The 16,049-nt window shown below is 69.8% G+C and carries 16 protein-coding genes; 7 read left to right on the forward strand and 9 right to left on the reverse strand.

Annotation, left to right across the window (positions count from 1 at the left end; genetic code table 11):
• The first annotated feature begins 243 nt into the window (after window positions 1-243).
• Window positions 244-2,898, forward strand: coding sequence for a DUF3857 domain-containing protein (locus ASC87_RS14470; protein WP_157604049.1), 2,655 nt, complete (start codon window positions 244-246; stop codon window positions 2,896-2,898).
• A gap of 14 nt (window positions 2,899-2,912) precedes the next feature.
• Here ASC87_RS14470 and ASC87_RS14475 read toward each other — a convergent pair whose 3' ends face one another.
• From ASC87_RS14475 to ASC87_RS14500, 6 genes are all read right to left on the reverse strand, one after another.
• The gene (locus ASC87_RS14475; RefSeq protein WP_056662993.1) at window positions 2,913-3,101 is read right to left on the reverse strand and encodes a hypothetical protein; all 189 of its coding nucleotides are present in this window, start codon (window positions 3,099-3,101) and stop codon (window positions 2,913-2,915) included.
• Window positions 3,102-3,233: 132 nt separating this feature from the next.
• Window positions 3,234-3,548, reverse strand: coding sequence for a DUF2322 family protein (locus ASC87_RS14480; RefSeq protein WP_056662996.1), 315 nt, complete (start codon window positions 3,546-3,548; stop codon window positions 3,234-3,236).
• A 39-nt stretch (window positions 3,549-3,587) separates the two neighbouring features.
• Window positions 3,588-5,675, reverse strand: a complete 2,088-nt coding sequence (locus ASC87_RS14485) for a PAS domain-containing hybrid sensor histidine kinase/response regulator (RefSeq protein WP_056663001.1) — start codon at window positions 5,673-5,675, stop codon at window positions 3,588-3,590.
• Entirely contained in the window at window positions 5,672-7,186 is a 1,515-nt protein-coding gene (locus ASC87_RS14490) for an ATPase domain-containing protein (protein ID WP_056663004.1), read from the reverse strand. The genes ASC87_RS14485 and ASC87_RS14490 overlap by 4 nt, the downstream gene beginning before the upstream one ends.
• Before the next feature lie 11 nt (window positions 7,187-7,197).
• Window positions 7,198-7,701, reverse strand: coding sequence for a pyridoxamine 5'-phosphate oxidase family protein (locus ASC87_RS14495; RefSeq protein ID WP_056663006.1), 504 nt, complete (start codon window positions 7,699-7,701; stop codon window positions 7,198-7,200).
• Between the two features lie 119 nt (window positions 7,702-7,820).
• Window positions 7,821-8,153 (reverse strand): hypothetical protein, encoded by a 333-nt coding sequence (locus ASC87_RS14500; RefSeq protein WP_056663010.1) that lies wholly within the window; start codon window positions 8,151-8,153, stop codon window positions 7,821-7,823.
• A gap of 121 nt (window positions 8,154-8,274) precedes the next feature.
• On the opposite strand from ASC87_RS14500, the gene ASC87_RS14505 reads away from it, so the two are divergent.
• On the forward strand, window positions 8,275-8,592 hold the full coding sequence (locus tag ASC87_RS14505; RefSeq protein WP_056663013.1) for a hypothetical protein: 318 nt from the start codon (window positions 8,275-8,277) through the stop codon (window positions 8,590-8,592).
• A 40-nt stretch (window positions 8,593-8,632) separates the two neighbouring features.
• Window positions 8,633-9,847, forward strand: coding sequence for an SAM-dependent methyltransferase (locus ASC87_RS14510; RefSeq protein ID WP_056663015.1), 1,215 nt, complete (start codon window positions 8,633-8,635; stop codon window positions 9,845-9,847).
• Window positions 9,848-9,851: 4 nt separating this feature from the next.
• On the opposite strand, the gene ASC87_RS14515 is transcribed toward ASC87_RS14510, so the two are convergent.
• From ASC87_RS14515 to ASC87_RS14520, 3 genes are all read right to left on the reverse strand, one after another.
• Entirely contained in the window at window positions 9,852-10,739 is an 888-nt protein-coding gene (locus tag ASC87_RS14515) for a YihY/virulence factor BrkB family protein (protein ID WP_235582173.1), read from the reverse strand.
• A gap of 4 nt (window positions 10,740-10,743) precedes the next feature.
• Window positions 10,744-10,881 carry a hypothetical protein gene (locus tag ASC87_RS31890; protein WP_157604050.1) on the reverse strand — a complete coding sequence of 46 codons (138 nt, stop codon included), beginning with the start codon at window positions 10,879-10,881 and terminating at the stop codon, window positions 10,744-10,746.
• A 173-nt stretch (window positions 10,882-11,054) separates the two neighbouring features.
• Entirely contained in the window at window positions 11,055-11,444 is a 390-nt protein-coding gene (locus ASC87_RS14520) for a response regulator (protein ID WP_056663017.1), read from the reverse strand.
• A gap of 191 nt (window positions 11,445-11,635) precedes the next feature.
• On the opposite strand from ASC87_RS14520, the gene ASC87_RS14525 reads away from it, so the two are divergent.
• From ASC87_RS14525 to ASC87_RS14540, 4 genes are all read left to right on the forward strand, one after another.
• A complete protein-coding gene (locus tag ASC87_RS14525) occupies window positions 11,636-12,622 on the forward strand; it encodes a DUF2157 domain-containing protein (protein WP_056663019.1) in 987 nt (328 codons plus the stop codon).
• Complete coding sequence (locus tag ASC87_RS14530; RefSeq protein WP_162255162.1) at window positions 12,619-14,214, forward strand: GDYXXLXY domain-containing protein; 1,596 nt, start codon at window positions 12,619-12,621, stop codon at window positions 14,212-14,214. The genes ASC87_RS14525 and ASC87_RS14530 overlap by 4 nt, the downstream gene beginning before the upstream one ends.
• Window positions 14,215-14,224: 10 nt before the next feature.
• Window positions 14,225-14,992 (forward strand): fumarylacetoacetate hydrolase family protein, encoded by a 768-nt coding sequence (locus ASC87_RS14535; protein ID WP_056663022.1) that lies wholly within the window; start codon window positions 14,225-14,227, stop codon window positions 14,990-14,992.
• Between the two features lie 220 nt (window positions 14,993-15,212).
• Entirely contained in the window at window positions 15,213-15,986 is a 774-nt protein-coding gene (locus ASC87_RS14540; protein ID WP_056663023.1) for a ferredoxin--NADP reductase, read from the forward strand.
• The last annotated feature ends 63 nt before the right edge of the window (window positions 15,987-16,049 follow it).

Consider the following 16,049-nt stretch of genomic DNA (forward strand, 5'->3'; position numbering starts at 1 on the left):
CGGGGGGCGACCCCGGGTCGGCCGGCGGAGCCGGTCCTCGCGGGTGGCTTGATCTCGCGCTTCGCTTCGCTTGCTTGATGTCGCGGGGCCCGGATCGACCGGGCCCCGCGACGTGCGGCAATTTGCCGCATCTTCGGCCGTTCTCCTTCGTTCTCCTTCGTTCGCATTCGGTGCCCCGCCAGATAATGGGTTGGACACGGCTCCGCCCTGCAGGGGCCCTGCGAACCGGGGAAGGGGAGTTGGATGTGGAGCGTTTTGCGGTATGCCGTGCTGTTGTGCGGCAGCCTGTGGTGGGCGCCGGGGGCGTTTGCCGCCCGCGCGCCGTTGGGCCAGGCGCCGGTGCCCGCGTGGGTGGTGTCCGTGCCGGCCCCCGCCGCGCCTGCTGCGTCGGCCGGGCAGGCCACCGGCGGGGTGCAGTACCTGTTGAGCGACACGCAGGTGCGTGTCGACGGGGGTGACCGGGTCACCTACCGCCACATGGTCTCGAAGGCCCTCGACACGAATGGTGTCGAGTCGATCGCCAACCTCGAGTTCGGGTTCGACCCCACGTACCAGACGCTGACGCTGCACACGATCGACGTGCACCGCGGTGACCGCACGATCTCCAAGCTCCGGACCGCCCACGTGCGGATACTGCAGCGCGAGACCGACATGGAGCAGCTGGTGTTCGATGGCCGGCGCACTGCCAGCGTGGTGCTCGACGACGTGCGGGCCGGGGACGTCGTCGAGTACGCCTACAGCTTGCGCGGCACCAACCCCGTGTTCGGCGGCCGGCAGTTCGGCGGGTTCGACATGCAGTGGTCGGTGCCGGTGGCGCGTGTCCACGCACGGCTGCTGTGGCCTCGCCAGCGCACGCTGCACCTGCGGCCGTCCAACGGGGCGCCGGCGCCCACGGTGCACGACGACAGCACCCACCGCGACCACCGCTGGGACACCGTGGCCGTGGCCGGCCTGAAGGTCGAATCCAATGCGCCGGGCTGGCACGACCCCTACCGCCATGTCCAATGGAGCGAGTTCGGCGACTGGGCCGCGGTGGTGGACTGGGCGCTGCCGCTGTACCGGCTGCCCGCCACGCCGGGCCCCAAGGTGCGGGCCGAGATCGACCGCATCGCCGCGTCGCACGCCGAACCGGCCGAGCGCCTGCTGGCCGCCTTGCGGTTCGTGCAGCGGGAGGTGCGGTACCTCGGGGTGGAGGCGGGGGTGGGATCGCACGCGCCGAACGCGCCGGAGGTGGTTCTCGGCCGCCGCTTCGGCGATTGCAAGGACAAGACGCAACTGACCCTCGCGCTGCTGCGCGGCCTGGGCATCGAGGCGTCACCGGCGCTCGTGAACACATCGAACGGCCGGGGCATCGAACGCCGGCAGGCGTCGCCGGGGGCGTTCAACCACGTGCTGGTGCAGGCCCGCCTGGACGGGAAGACCTACTGGCTCGACCCGACCCGCGCGCTGCAGCAAGGAGACCTGGCCCACGTGGTGCAGTCCGACCATGGCGTGGCGCTGGTCGTGGCACCGGGTTCGCAGGGCCTCGTGCCGATGGCCGGCGACGCGGCGAAGCTGCAGCAGCGCGACACCCGTGCCGTGATCGATTCGCGGGCCGGGTACGACCAGCCGGTGCTGTTCACCGTCACCACGGTGGCCAGTGGCGCCACCGCCGAGCGCATCCGCGGCGCGTTGCAGGCGGACGGCCGCGAGTCGCTGCAGCAGGAGTACGTGAACTACTACGCGCGGTTCTACCGCGGCATCGAACGCACCGCGCCGCTCGGGGTGGACGACAACCCGGCCGCCAACCGCATCACGGTGACCGAACACTACCGGATCAAGGACTTCTGGCAACCGTCCGGTGCCGGGCAGCGCGTGGAGGCCGCGGTGGAAAGCCCGGAGGTGTTCGACATGCTGCGCCGGCCCAACGACCTGGTGCGCCAGTCGCCGCTCGGGCTGTCGCATCCCACCGCGCTGACCAACGTGACGGAGGTGATGCTGCCGGGCAGTCCGCAGGGCAAGGACGGCCGGGTGGCGGTGGACGACCCGGCCTTCCGGTTCGAACGGCTCAAGGAGTGGCAGGGCGCCACCGTGCGGCTCACGGACCGGTACACGTCGCTGGCGGACCACGTGGCTGCAGGCGACGTGGGACGTTACGCCGACAACCTGCAGAAGGCCCGCGAGGGCATGAACTATTCGCTGTTCCACGATCCCGCCGACCGGGCCGCTGCGGCGGCTCCCGCCGCGCCTGCACCGGCCGCCGACCCGCGGCCGGTGGCCGGTGAACCGCACTGGCTGCCCGCGGTGGCCATCACGCTGGCCCTGATGGGTTGCGCCGTGGGCGCCTGGCGGCTCTTCGGCTGGGACCCGGCGCCCGGTGTCCGCGCCGACCGCGCGGGCGCAGCGCGGGGCCTGGGCGGTTGGCTGATCCTGCTGCCGATCGGCCTGCTGGGAGCGATCGTGCACGTGGTCAAGGCGATGTGGGAAACCTGGCCCGCGGCCACCCTGCCGCGGTGGCACGAGATCACCGTGGCTGGCAGCCCCGACTACCACCCGCTGTGGGCGGCCGTGGTCACCGGCTCGCTGGTGCTGAACATCGTGTCGCTGTCCGGCGCCGTGTTGGTGCTGGTGCTGTACTTCGGCAAGCGCAGCAGCCTGCCGCGTGTGTTCACCGGCTTTGCGGTGCTGGGCATCGCCGTGGCGATCACGGACCACGTGGTGGCGTCCGCGATCCCCGCGGCCGCGGCCCAGCTGCCGGCCGGCGCGGTGGCGACCCTCGTGCGGCAGGTGATCGTGTCGATGCTGTGGATCGCGTACTTCGCGCGGTCCACGCGCGTGGCCAACACGTTCGTGCAGCGCCGCCAGCCAGCGCCGCCCGCGGACGTGGGGGACACGATGCCGATGCCCGCCCGGGTCTGACCGGCCCGAGGGGGTCAGGACGCCGTGCCGGGCTCGCCCTCGAAGTCCATCAGGACGCTGGCGAGTTCGAGGGCACGCCACAGGTGCGGCGGCATCTCCATGATCTTTTCGGGGGTGCGGGCCCGCGCGGTCCACGCGCGGATTTCGCGGTGTTGGTGGGGGGTCAACAGGTTCAGCGACAGCATCACGTCGAGCGTCTGCATCGGGGCCTCCCTTCCGGATGGCCAACGGGCCACCCCGTGGCAACCACTATCTCATGGCCCGCATCGCCCGTGTGTGTCAGGGCGTACGAAACCCCGGCGCCCGGGGCTTCGATCACGAACCGGTGACCCGGTTCAGGTGGACAGGAACGCCACGCCGAACTGGCCGCCGTCACGCTCGATGGCCAGCAAGCGGTCGATGTTGGGGTGTTTGCCGGGGTTCGCGCGGGCGTCCGCCGTGTGCTCGGCGTACAGCGCGAGGCCTTCGCGGGCGGCATCGGCGTTGATGCTGCCGAAGCGCTGCGTCAGTGCGTGGTACACGGCCACCGAACCTGCCTGGCCTGGCTTGTTCTCGAGCGTTGCCGCCAGCTGGCCGCGGGCATCGAAGAGTTGCAGGCCGGCCAGGTGGGTGATCGGGGGGAGTTGCTTCAGGTTGTCGGCGAAGGCCATGGCAAGAGGGGCAGGTGTCGGAACAGCCTGCATTTTCGGTCAGATCGCCGTGGCGTGGGTCCTGCGGAGCACCTCGACCACCTCGTCGAGCAGGTCCACCATGTCGACCGGCTTGGCGATGTGGGTGGCAAACCCGCTGGCGAGCGCGCGGGCCCGGTCTTCCGGGCCGGCGAGCGCGGTGAGGGCAATGGCGGGGATGTCGCCGCCCGCCTCCGGGCCGAGCGCCCGGATGCGGCGCAGCAACGCGTAGCCGTCCTCGTCGGGCATGCCGATGTCGCTGATCAGCAGGTGAGGGTGGTGCGACGTCACGAGTTCGATCGCTGCGGCACTCGTCCCCACTGCATAGACAACGGCCCCGCAGTTCTCGAGTTCGTGCTGCAGCAGCTCGTTGAGGTCGGGTTCGTCGTCCACGACCAGGATGCGCAGGCCCGACAGGTCATGGCCTGCCGCAGCACACGGCGTTTCCACGGCGTCCGGCCCGGTGGTGGCGGACGGGCTGTCAAGCAGGTCGCCGGTACAGGCCGGCAGCCTGATCGTGAAACAGGCCCCGCGGCCGGGCCCGTCGCTGCGCGCCTCGACCGTGCCCCTGTGCAGCTCGACGAGGTTCTTGACGATGGACAAGCCGAGCCCGAGGCCCCCGTGCATCCGGGTGGTGGACGCATCGCTCTGGCGGAAGCGGTCGAACACGAAAGGCAGGAAGGCCGCGGAGATGCCCTGGCCGCTGTCTTCCACGACCAGCGCCACCTCGTCATTCGTGGCCGCCAGGCGCACCGTCACGCGGCCATCGGCTGGCGTGAACTTGAACGCGTTCGACAGCAGGTTCCACACGACCTGCTGCAGGCGGTTGGCGTCGCCCCGCACGAGCGGAACCGTACCGCTGCGCTGCACGACCACCGACAGCCGCTTGGCCTGTGCCGTGGGCTCGAGCGACGCCAGCACGGTGTCGGTCAGCGTGCCCAGGTCGAGCAGGTCCACGTCCAGCCGCACCTTGCCCGAGATGATGCGGCTCATGTCGAGCAGGTCGTCGATCAGGCGGGCCTGCGTGCGCGCGTTGCGTTCGATGGTGTCGACGGCGCGCGCGATCTCCGGGGTGCTCGTGGCCGACCGCCGCAGCACGCTGGTCCAGCCGATGATGGCCGCGAGCGGCGTGCGCAACTCGTGGGAGAGGGTGGCGAGGAACTCGTCCTTCATGCGGCTCGCACGTTCCGCATCGCGCCGGGCCAGGCGTTCCGCGGCCAACAGTTCTTCCCGTTGAACCTCCAGCGCCTTCTGCGCGCTGATGTCGATCGTGATGCCGTCGAACCGCGTGGCCGGCTGGCCGGCCGGGCCGTAGGCCATGCCCTTGGCCCGCAGCCAGCGCCATTGACCGTCGGGGGACACCGTGCGGAACTCGATGTCGAACGGTTCGCGGCGGTCGACGGCGTCGTCCATGCCGTTGCGCAAGCGCTGCCGGTCCTCGGGGTGCACGATGGCGCGGAAGTCGTCGATGCTGATCGAACCCGGCCCGTCCTGGCCCAGCCAGAAGTGCGTGCGGCATGTGGCATTCCATTCGACCTCGGTGGTGGGCACCGGGCAGTGGAACGTGCCCAGCTGGGCGGCTGACTGCGCAAATGCGAACGTCTCCGTCGCCTGGCGGGTGGCCTCCTTCGCACGCCGCGCGGCCTCGGACAGCCGTGCGGTTTCCGTGGCCGCGAGGCGCTGTTCCCCCAGGTGGCGCCGGGTCTCGTATTGCCGGTAGCGACCCCGAAGCGCCGACCGCGCGGCGCTCGACAGGCTCTCCGCGTGTAGCGGCCGTTCCAGCAGCACGACGTTGCCCAGCTGTTCGAGTGTCGCGCGCGCGCGCGCGGGGTTTGCGCCGCCGTGTTTGCCCGCCAACACCACGAGTGGCAGGTCGGACCACGGCGGCTGCGCAGCCAGGCAGACCTGGAGCGCGGTCAGCACGGGGCCGGTCAGGGCTTCCTCGGTGATGAACACCGTGCCCGCCCCTTCGTCGAGTGCGGCCACCAGCGCGCCCGGCGTGGGCACATTGACCGTGGCGAGGCCGGCCTGGGCCAGCACCTGCTGGATCACCGCGGCATCCCGTCCCCACGGGGCGAGCACCAGCACGCGTGTTTCGGCATCCGTCATGGGCCCGCCTGTGATGCAGCCCCTGTCAAGGGCCGCTTGGGCAAGGGTGTGTCGCTGCGGCAGGAGGGCAGTTCGCCGAGGATGCCTTCGACGTCGTAGAGCGTTTCGCTGATGTGAACCCCTTGGGCACCCACCAACTGGAACTCGCGGATCGTGCGTTCGTGCGGCGCCACGCGGCTCTTCACGCACGACACCGCCGACCTCACCCGGCCCGCCACTTCGAAGAACCGGAACGTCACGATCACGTCGCTCAAGTAGCTCAGATCGACGTCCGTCCTGATCTCGCCCAGCAGGCCGTGTTGTCCGAGCAGCACCAGCGTCACCACGCCCTGCTGGTTCAGGTACGTGAGCAACTCGTGCACATGCAGCAGCAGGAACGCCTGGCCGGGCATCGCCTGGATGTACGCGTTCAGGCTGTCGATCACGACGAAACGCGACTTGTGCTGCTGCACCGCGGAGACCGTCCGCGCGGCGAACTCGCCGGGCGACATCTCGGCGGGGTCGATCTGCACCAGCTCGAGCAAGCCTGAGTCGAGGTGGGGGTGCAGGTTCATGCCGAGCTGGCGGCTGCGTTCGATCAGCGTGGCCACGCCTTCGTCGAACAGGAAGTAGCTGGACGGGATGCCGGCGGCCAGCGCGGCCAGCATGCAACTCACCGCCGTGGTGGTCTTGCCAATGCCCGACGGGCCGGTGAGCAGCGTGTTGGTGCCGGGGAACAGCCCGCCACCGAGCAGGGTGTCGAGCTCGGCCGAGCCGGTGCCGTTGGGGGCGGACGCAAAATCCCGGTGGTGGTTGGCTGCCACGAGGCGCGGGTACACGTGCAGCCCTCCGGTGGTGAGCCGGAAGTCGTGCGAACCGCCCTGGTACGAGATGCCCCGCATCTTGACGACCCTCAGGCGGCGCCGTTCGATGCCGAATTCCTGCTCGTTCTGCGAGAGGCTGATGACCCCGTGGGCGATGCTGTGCAGCTGGGCATCCCCTTCGTGGGTGGTTTTGTCGTCGAGCAGCAGCACCGTGCACTGCCGCTGCGAGAAGAAGTGTTTCAGCGCGAGGATCTGGCGGCGGTAGCGCAGCGGTTCGTCGGCCAGCAGCCGCATCTCCGAGAGGCTGTCGAACACCACCCGCACCGGGTTCAGGGTCTCGACGATCTCCACCACCCGCTTGATCGTCTCGCCGAGTTCGATCTCGGACGGCAACAGCACCGACTGCTTCTCATCGGGCGCCAGCCGCAGCTCGCCGATCAGTTCGTACAGTTCGATGCCATCGAGTGTCCACCCGTGCGAGGCCACGACGGTGCGAAGCTCCGGCGCGGTCTCGGACAGCGTGATGTACAGGCCCACCTCGTTACGTGCCGCCCCTGCGCGCAGGAACTGCAGCGCGAGCGTGGTCTTGCCGGTGCCGGGAGAGCCCTCCACCAGGTAGACGCAGCCGCTCGCCAGCCCGCCGCCGAGGATGGCGTCGAGCCCGGTGACGCCGGTGGAGACGCGCGGGGGCAGGTCGCGGGAGTACATGGCAGGCGCGTTCACTTCATCCGCACTTCGCCGTGTTCGCCGAGGTTCGTGGGCGGCTTGCCGGTGACGGCGGCCTTGGCGATCTTCAGCAACTGCACGAGTTTGCTGTCCTTCACGTCCCAGTAGTTGGCATGGGTGATGCGCACTTCCAGCAGCGCGAGGTCGGGGTCGGTCACGCCGCCGGGAAACCAGGCCTCGGTGGCCTTGGTCCATAGCGCTTCTTTCTTGGCGGGGTCCTCGACCACAGCGGCGTCGCCCGAGACCGAGACATAGCTGTCGTCACTCGGGTCGGCGTAGACGACGTTGACCTGCGGTTGCGCCGCAATGTCGGCCACCGTGTCGCTGCGGCGCGAGACGAAGAACCAGAGGCTCGAGTGTTCGTCCAGCTCGGAGTTCTGCGTGGTGAGCGGGCGGGAATGCAGGTGCCCGTTGCTGTGCCTGGTGGTGAACATCGCGAACTTGATGTCCTCGATCAGTTCCCACAGCAGGTCGCGTTCGTTGGTGGTCTTGGCCATGGCAGTGCCTTTCGGAGGGGGCGTGGCGGCGGCGCCACGTGGTCCTGCCATTGCAACAGCCGCGGCGGGCGTGCCCTGTCAGGCTGCTACGGAAGGGGTTGTAGGACGCGGCCGGTTGCTCAACCCTGCCACACGCCCCAGCCCTTTTCCCGCAGTGCAATGCCGAGTTCGACCTCCATCTCGCAGGCGCCGTGGTACGGCATCGGGTTGTACACGTCGTAGAGGTGGGGCAGCAGCCGCAGCCCGTGTTCGAGCACGTAGCGGTTGGCCTGGATGCCGGCCTTGTGGCGGTCGAACCGCAGGTCGGGGTCGAGCCCGGTCATTCCCACGTAGACGAACGGCTTGCCCAGGTCGTAACCGGGGTTTGCCTTTCGGAAACGGGCGTGGTTCCACACCGTGTCGGCGAGTTCGACGACGTACACGTTGTAGTGATGACGGGAGTTGCGGCGCATCGGTTGCCAATTGTGACGGCAGCCAAGCGCGTGAATTGCGCCACATCCACCCCGCTGATTGCCCGAGCACGGGGGCCATCGGCCGACTACAGTGCGTTTGCCAGCCCGACATGGAAGTAACATGGACCACGATTCACCTGTCCTCGATTCCGACACCCTGCGCCAGCAGCTGATGTCCCACCTGCCGATGCAGCGCATCAAGGCCCTGCACGTCTTCGAAGTGGAACCCGCCAACGGCGCCACCCCGGAGCACGTGGCCGCCGCTGCTGCCGCCGCCCGTTTTGCCGCCCGCGGCATCCCGTTCTACTCCGCCCAGGACACCTCGTACCTCGCGTGGGTCGACAAGGCCGTCACCCTGTGGCAACGCGTGCAGGACACCGTCGCATTCGCGCCGGCGGTTCCCAAGTTCGCGCGCACCGGCGCTGCCCGGCACGCCTGACGCCCCGGCTTCCTACAATGGGGGCCCTTCGCAGGTCCCCATGCACGACAACGACGCCCCCGATACCGACCCCACCGGCCGCTTCCTCGCGCTGGTGGCGGCCAGCCTGGCCGAGGCGCGCCTGTCGCGACTCGTGCTCTCGAAACACCGCGGGCCCGATGCCACGCTGAACCGCGTGGTGGTGCGCCCCATCGTGCTCAAGGGGCAGCTGCACCTGTCGTTCGTGGCCAGCCACACGACGAAGGACCTCACCCACAACCTGCTCCCCGACGACGGCATCGCCCACCTGCGCACGCTGATCGACGGGCACTTCTCGCACGCGAACCTGCTCACGTCCACCGAGGACGTGCAGCTGCTCGTGAGCCGCAAGGGCAAGTGCACGCTGCTGCGCAAGCCTGTGCGCGGCGATGCGCCCGTGGCCGCGCCGGCCACCCACGACCGCGAGAAGAAGCGGTGGGTGTCGATCGAACGGCCCTTCCTGGTCGAGCTGGGCGTGGCTGACGCGCAGCACCAGCTCATCCCGTCGATGTCGCGCAAGTGGAAGCAGATCAACAAGTTCGTCGAGGTGCTCGACGGCGCGTTGGCCGCGTCACCGCTGGCGGCCACCGACACCGCCCGGCCGCTGCACGTGGTGGACTTCGGGTCGGGCAAGGGCTACCTCACGTTTGCGGTGCATGACCACCTGCAGCGCACGCTGGGCCGCAACGCGCGGGTCACGGGCGTGGAGCTGCGCCAGGACCTGGTGCGCCTGTGCAATGGCGCCATCGACCGGCTGGGCCTCGCGGGCCTGCACTTCGACGAAGGGGACGTGCGCACGTACACGCCACCGGCCATCGACGTGATGATCGCGCTGCACGCCTGCGACACAGCCACCGACCACGCCATCCACCTGGGCCTGCGGGCCAACGCGTCCATCATCCTGTGCTCGCCGTGCTGCCACAAGCAGATCCGCCCGCAACTGCTGAGCCCGCATCCACTGCGGCCCATCCTCCAGCACGGCGTGCACCTGGGCCAGGAGGCCGAGATGCTCACCGACGGCCTGCGCGCGCTGCTGCTCGAGGCGGCCGGCTACGACACGCAGGTGTTCGAGTTCATCTCCCTCGAGCACACGAACAAGAACAAGATGATCCTGGCCGTGAAGCGGTCGGTGCCGAAGGCCAACGCCGAGGTGCTGGCGCAGATCCGCGAGATCAAGGCGTTCTACGGCATCCGTGAGCACTGCCTCGAGACACTGATGGCTGCGACGCCCGCCTGACGGATCAGCCCGCGGGAGGGGCTGGCAAACCCGCGTCGCGGCGCGAGCCATAGGTGTGTGCGTACACCCACGTGAACTCGGCCCCCAGCAGGAAGATCTGCGCCGAGTAGTAGACCCACACGAGCAGCACGGCCAGCGACCCGGCGGCGCCGAACGCCGACGTGACGCTGCTGCGCCCGATGTAGAGGCCGATCAGCTGTTTGCCCACGGTGAACAGCAGCGAGGTGGCGGCGGCACCCACCCCCACGTCGCGCCACGCCACGTGCACCCGGGGCATGAGCTTGTAGATCATCGCGAACACCGCGGTGATGAACACGAAGTTGAAGGCGAAGTTCAGGCCCTGCGCGAGGAGTGCCCAGCCGGCGAACAACGGCGACCACCACTTCTCGAACGCTGCCAGCGCGGCGCTGACCACGAGGGACACCATCAGCAGGAAACCGAGCCCGAGGATCATCCCGAACGACAGCAGCCGCGCGCGGATGAGCGCGAAGATGCCGGTGGCGCCGCGGGCGGGCGCCCGCCAGATGCGGTCGAGGGCACTTTGCAGTTCGGCGAACACCGTGGTGGCCCCGATCAGCAGCGCCACGAGGCCCACCAGGGTGGCCAGCGCACTTTCGGCAGGCTTGTTGGCGCTTTGCAGCAAACCTTGCACGGCCGCGGCGCCTTGTGCACCCATGAGGTGCTCCAGCTGCCCGAACACCTCGCCGCGGGCGGCGTCCTCGCCAAACACGAGGCCCGCCACCGACACGACGATCAGCAGCAGCGGCGCTACCGAAAACATCGTGTAGTACGCCAGCGCGGCGCCCATGCTGGACGCGTTGTCGTCACGCCAGCTGAGCACGGCCTGGCGGGCAAGCCGCCACAGGGCTGCGGCGTGGGGCCCCAGGCTCACACGGTCAGGCGTGGGCGTGGGGTTGTGCAGTGGGCATCACGCCGGGGACGCCGGCGGGGGGCACGCCCCGGGTACCGGTGTTCTGGCTCAGGCGGTATGCCACGCTGGAACGAATGGCCAACAGCACGAATTTGCGAAGCATGGGAGTCCTTCCGGTGTGCGGTGCAGCAATCAGGAACTGGGTTCAGTTGGGCTGCAGTGTGAAGCCCCCTATCCAGGGGGGCCATCCGCAACAACCCGCCACCGCGGTGAGGCAAGAATCGTGTGTAGGCCGGCCTCCGGCGGCACAAACGGAGCGGGAACCCGCGCCGTTGCTCACTCTTGCACGTGGCGGCCGCGCATCCTCAGCACCACCGACTCGACCTCTTGCAGAAACTCCTGGTAACGAATTGGTTTGGTGACGTAGCCGTCGCAGCCGGCATTGCGCATCAGCTCGGCGTCGCCCTTCATCGCGAAGGCGGTGAGCGCGATGATGGGGATGTCGCAGGTGCGTGGGTCGTCGCGCAGCACCCGGGTGGCGTCCAGGCCATCCATGTCGGGCAGCTGGATGTCCATGAGGATCAGGTCGGGCTGCACGCTGCGCGCGAGCGTCAGCCCCTGGGCGGCGGTTTCCGCGCGCACGGCGGCATGCCCGGCCCGTTCGAGGATGGCCACGGTCAGCAGCATGTTGACCGGGGAGTCTTCGATGATCAGGATGCGCAACATGGGAGTCAGGACTGCGTGGGACGAGGGGTCAACGTGCAGCGGCACGTTGTAACGATTAGCCCAGTTCCTGGCCGCCATTGCATCTGTCAGGTCTTACAGTTGACCCTTCTTGCCGCTCGGCAGGGCGGGGGATGTGCACGCCCGTTTGCCCGGGCGGACCTGCGAACAACAACCCCAGGGAGGGGGTGGTGATGAATCTTCGGCTCGCGGTATTCGACGTGGCGGCAGCCCGACAACTGGGGCCGGCAGCCCGCCAGCGGCTTCTGCAGCTGGCCGGCTTCGGGGTGGAACCCACCGGGCTGACGGTGCGGCTGGCGCAAGGGGTGGCGGTGCTGGCCGCGGCGCTGGGCGGCCTCGGGCTGGTGATGTGGATCGCCGCCAACTGGGAGAGCCTCGGCCGGCTGGGCCGTTTTGCCCTGCTGCAAGGGGTGGTGGTGGCGATGGGTCTCGGGGCCTGGTGGCGGCCGGCGGCCCGGCCCGCGCTCGGCCTGCTGGCGCTGCTCGGCATCGGGGCGCTGTTTGCCTATTTCGGGCAAACCTATCAATCGGGCGCCGACCCCTGGCAGTTCTTTGCCGTCTGGGCCGCCCTCGGGCTGCCGCTGGCGCTCGGCGTGCGCAGCGACGTGGTGTGGGCGCCCTGGGTGCTGGTGGCGATGACCGGGGTGTCGCTGTGGACCCACGCCAACGCCGGCGACTTCCACTGGTGGCGCCAAGGCGAGATCGACACGACCCCCGTCTACCTCGCGGCCTGGGGCATGTCGATCCTGCTGGTGCTGGCACTCGGTCCGGTCTGGCGGCGCAAGACGGGGGCCGGGCCATGGGCCTTGCGCACGTCGGTGACGCTGGCTGTGGCGGCGATCACGTTCACCGCGCTCATCGGCCTGTTCGCCTCGCGGGTCGAACCGCTTTACGGGCTGGGTGTGCTGGTGGTTGGCGCCGCGGCACTGCTGCTGTCCTGGCGCGGCCACTTCGACATCTTTGCCCTCAGCGCCGTGGCCCTGGCCCTCGACACATTGCTGGTGTGCGGCCTGGCCAGATGGTTGTTCCAGGCCTTCCGGAACGAGGAGATCGCGCTGCTGCTGGTGACGGGGCTGGCGGCCGCCGGGCTGCTGGCGGCGTCGGTCCAGTGGGTGATGCGCGTGGCCCGCGCACATTCGGCCGCCGGGAGTGCGGCGTGAGCGCGCGCGAGCGCTGGGCCCGCGCGTTGAGTGATGCAGCCGGCGAGGGCTTGCTGGGCGGCGACCCCCTGGTGCCGCCGGAAGAGCGGCCGTGGCCGGTGGTGCTGCTCACGGCCTTCGGGGCGTGGCTGGCGGCCATCCCGCTTTGCGGCTTTTTCGGCCTGCTGCTGGGCGGGCTGATCGAAGCGGGCGCCGGCTACCCGATCGGGGTGGCCTGCCTCGTCGCGGCGGTGGTGGTGCTGCGCGCGCGCGGGCTGCCGCTGTTCGTCGAGCAACTGGCCGTGCCCGGGCTGCTGGTGGGGGGCGGCCTGCTCGCCTTCGGCCTGTACGACGACATGCCCGACGAGCGACAGGCTTCGGCCGTGCTCGCCGCCGTGGCGATCGGGCTGGCCGTGGCGGTGCCGCGCGCCTGGTTGCGGGCGTGGCTCGGTTCGGTGGCGGCCGGCATGGTGGCCATGGCGCTGCTGCCGCCGGACGTGTGGTTCCGCGCCCGCGAGGGCGGCAACTTCTGGTGGGCCGTGCACGGGTTGCTGGTGGTGTGGCTGGTGGCACTCGCGGTGCAGCGCGCGATCGGATCGAAGGTGGCGCTGGCCGTTGAACCGCTGGCGGCCGGCTGGGTGCTGGTGGTGGTGGCCGGTTTGGCATTCCTGAGCGGCATGACCTTCCTGGTGGGGGGCGCCACCGGGCAACGGTTCTGGGGCGATGGCTGGCAGGGCGAAGCCCTGCTCGAGCGGGGGGTGTCGGTGGGGCTGGCGATGGCCGGGTTCGTCGGGCTCGCCCGGGTGTGGCCGTCCGCGCGCCGGCCGGTCTGGGCGCTCGCGGCGTTGGTGTGCGTGGCGCTGGCGGGGGCCATGAGCACCCTGGGTGGCCTGATGCTCGTGCTGGCCGTGTGCGCAGGCACGGGCCGCTGGCGGCTGGCCAGCGCGGCCGCCGTGGGCGTGGCCTGGGTCAACGGCGCGTACTACTACCGGCTCGACGTGGCCCTGGCCGACAAGGCACTCGTGCTCGTGGCCGCCGGTGCCCTGCTCGGTGCCATCGCCTGGTGGTCCGGGCCCCGGCGCACGCCGGCGGGGTCGGTGCCACCCGCGCCGCGTTTCGAGTTGCCGCCGGCCCTGGTGCCGATCGCGGTGGTGCTGTGCCTGCTGGTTGTCAACACCGGCATCTGGCAGAAGGAGGCCGTCATCGCGAACGGCCGCACCGTGCTCGTCGAGTTGGCACCCGTCGACCCGCGGTCCCTGGCCCAGGGCGACTACATGGCATTGAACTTCCGGCTGCCCGCCGTGGCGGCCGAGCCACGGCCGAGCGACCTGCCGCCCCACGTGGTGGTGCAGGTGGACGAACGCGGGGTGGCGCTGCCGCTGCGCATCGAGCTGGCCGGGGAGGAGGCGCCGGTGCTGGCCCCTGGCGAACTGCGCATCGAAATGACCGCCAAGGACGGCCGCTGGGTGCTGGTCACCGACGCGTGGTTCTTCAAGGAAGGGGATGCCGAGCGGTTCGCCGAGGCCCGGTACGGCGAGTTCCGCATCACGGCCGACGGCGATGCCGTCCTGGTCGGCTTGAGAGACACTCGGCTGGTCCCCATTCCGCCCTGAGAAAGCCACCATGCCCGCCACCACGGATGCCTTGATCGACGCCTTGCTTGCCGCCCGCCGCGACCGGATTCCCGCGGCCGTTGCCCCGTTCGCGCAGCTGCTGCGCACCGCCGACGATGCCTACCTCGTGCAGGCCGCGGTGGCCAATGAACTGGGCTGGCACGGAGATGCGCCACCCCGGCACTGGAAATCAGGCGGTGCCTCGCGCACGGCCACGATGGGCCATTCGGCCCTGCCGCCGGCTGGCGTGTGGTCCAGCCCGGCCCAGTTGAACTCGTGGCCGTTCCGGCTCGGGGGCATCGAGGCCGAGATCGCGCTGCGCCTGGGCCGGGACGTCGACGCGGCGCTGGCCGCCACGCTCGACATGGACCGCGCATCCGGCCTGATCAACGCCATGGCCGTCTCCATCGAACTGGTCGACTCGCGCTGGGACGAAGGTTTCGCGGCCCCCGCCTTCCTGCGCCTGGCTGACCTGCAGTCCCACGGGGCGCTGGTGCTGGGCGACTGGGTGCCCTACGAACGCCGCGACTGGCTCGCCCAGCGGTGCGAGGTCACCATCGGCGGGCAGCCTCCGCGCACCTACGTGGGCACCCACACCTGTGCGGACCCGGCGTGGGTGCTGCCCGACTGGCTGCGCCACGCCACCCAGGACGGCCAGGTGGTGCCGGCCGGCACGGTGGTGACCACCGGCACCTGGTGCGGCCTGCTGACCGGGCACGCCGGGGAGCTGGTGACTGTGGTGTTCGACGGCGTGGGGTCCGCCAGCATCGCGCTTTGACGGGGGCCCCCGTGGGGGCAAGGAACTCGGGCCGCCCGGCGTTTCCTCGAGCCACACCACTTAAGCATATGCCGCGACGGTCTTTGTGCAGGGCAGGCGGCTGGGCGACACTGGCCAAATCCCCCCAGGCCGCGCGCGCCTGCCGGCCCTTCGGGCCCCGGCACCGGTTATGCTCGCGGGTTGGCCTTCGGGCCATCTTTCTTGTCCCCTTGCCACGACCATGAGCAATTTCTACGAAGCCAAAGTCCTGACCGTTCACCACTGGACCGACCGGCAGTTCTCGTTCACGACCACCCGTGACCCGGGCTTTCGCTTCCAGAGCGGCCAGTTCACGATGATCGGCCTCAACGTCGACGGCAAGCCGCTGCTGCGCGCCTACAGCGTCGTCAGCCCGCACTGGCATGAAGAACTCGAATTCCTGAGCATCAAGGTGCCCGAGGGCCCGCTCACGTCGCGCCTGCAGCACCTGCAGGTGGGCGACACGGTGCTGGTCGGCCGCAAGGCCTCCGGCACGCTGCTCACGCAGAACCTGCTGCCGGGGAAGAACCTGTACCTGCTCTCCACCGGCACCGGCCTCGCCCCGTTCATGGCCATGATCCGCGACCCCGAGGTGTACGACCTGTACGAGAAGGTCATCCTCGTGCACGGCTGCCGCCAAGTCAACGAACTGGCCTACGACAAGGTCATCACCGAAGAGCTGCCGGCCAACGAGTTCTTCGGCGAGCAGGTCCAGGAAAAGCTGCTGTACTACCCCACGGTGACCCGTGAGGCGTTCCGCAACCGGGGCCGCATCCCCGTGCTGCTCGAATCCGGCAAGATGCCGGCCGACCTGGGCCTGCCCCCGGTCAGCATCGAGAACGACCGCTTCATGCTCTGCGGCAGCCCGGAAATGCTGCGCGACACCCGCGTCTACTTCGAGAAGCTGGGCATGAAGGAAGGCAACATGAGCACGCCGGGCCACTTCGTGATCGAGCGCGCGTTCGTCGAGAAGTGATGCGCGCACGGGGGGTCTGAAGACAACCCATCGAATCAGTGACCAGGCGCCAGAGACGCTGGC

This window comes from Rhizobacter sp. Root1221, from assembly GCF_001425785.1.
Classification (GTDB): Bacteria; Pseudomonadota; Gammaproteobacteria; order Burkholderiales; family Burkholderiaceae_C; genus Rhizobacter.